This is a genomic window from Microvirga sp. HS2, assembly GCF_055792805.1.
The window spans coordinates 1-1,475 of sequence record NZ_JBVVAJ010000092.1; the positions used below are offsets into that span (position 1 = coordinate 1).

At 68.5% G+C, this 1,475-nt stretch carries 1 protein-coding gene; it reads right to left on the reverse strand.

Going from position 1 to position 1,475, the window contains the following annotated elements:
* Positions 1-1,475: ATP-dependent zinc metalloprotease FtsH (ftsH, locus tag ACS5Q0_RS27435; protein WP_473129781.1), on the reverse strand; the 1,475-nt coding region annotated here is incomplete at both ends.

A 1,475-nucleotide genomic window follows, 5' to 3' on the forward strand; every position in this document is an offset into this window, starting at 1 on the left:
CCCCCGTCGTTTTCTCTGGGTCGGCCTGGTCGGGTGGAGGGCACGGCGGAGCCGCGCGCCGGGGTCACCGGATCACCGCCCGCATCGCGCACCGGCGGCTGCCCGTCGAGCAGGTTGCGGATCTCCTCGCCGGTCAAGGTCTCGTATTCCAGCAGCCCCCGCGCCAGCGCCTCGAGATCGTGCTGCTTCTCGGTCAGAATCCGCCGCGCGTCGTTGAGCCCGGTCTCGACCAGACGCCGCACCTCCGAGTCGATCTTCTGCGCGGTCGCTTCCGACACGTTCTGCTGCCGGCCCATCTGCATGCCCAGGAACACCTCGTCCTGGTTCTCGCCATAGGCCACCGTGCCCAGCTCGGGCGAAAACCCCCACTTGGTCACCATCATCCGCGCCAGCCGGGTCGCCTGCTCGATGTCCGACTGCGCGCCCGAGGTCACCTTCTCCTTGCCGAAGATCATCTCCTCGGCAATCCGCCCGCCCATCATGATCGCCAGGCGCGAGGTCATCTGCTCGAAGCTCATCGACAGCTTGTCGCGCTCGGGCAGCTGCATCACCATGCCCAGCGCCCGCCCGCGCGGAATGATCGTCGCCTTGTGCACCGGATCGGTCGCCGGCACGTTGAGCGCCACGATCGCATGCCCGGCCTCGTGATAGGCGGTCAGCCGCTTCTCGTCGTCGGTCATCACCAGGGTGCGCCGCTCCGCCCCCATCATCACCTTGTCCTTGGCGTCCTCGAACTCGCGCATGGTCACGATGCGCTTGCCGCGCCGGGCCGCCAGCAGCGCCGCCTCGTTGACCAGGTTCATCAGATCGGCGCCGGAAAAGCCGGGCGTGCCGCGGGCGATCACCCTCAGGTCGACGTCGGGAGCCAGCGGGACTTTGCGCACGTGCACGCGCAGGATCTTCTCGCGCCCGGTCACGTCCGGGTTGGGCACCACGATCTGACGGTCGAAGCGGCCCGGACGCAGCAGCGCCGGGTCGAGCACGTCGGGGCGGTTGGTGGCGGCGATGATGATGATGCCCTCGTTGGCCTCGAAGCCGTCCATCTCGACCAGGAGCTGGTTGAGGGTCTGCTCGCGCTCGTCGTTGCCGCCGCCGAGCCCGGCGCCGCGATGGCGCCCGACCGCGTCGATCTCGTCGATGAAGATGATGCAGGGCGCGTTCTTCTTGGCCTGCTCGAACATGTCGCGCACGCGGCTGGCGCCGACGCCGACGAACATCTCGACGAAGTCGGAGCCCGAAATGGTGAAGAACGGCACATTGGCCTCGCCGGCCACCGCACGGGCGGTCAGCGTCTTGCCGGTGCCGGGCGGGCCGACCAGCAGCACGCCGCGCGGAATGCGCCCGCCGAGGCGCTGGAACTTCTGCGGATCGCGCAGGAACTCGACCACCTCCTGCAGATCCTCCTTGGCCTCGTCGATCCCCGCCACGTCGTCAAACGTCACACGACCATGCGCCTCCGTCAGCAACTTCGCCTT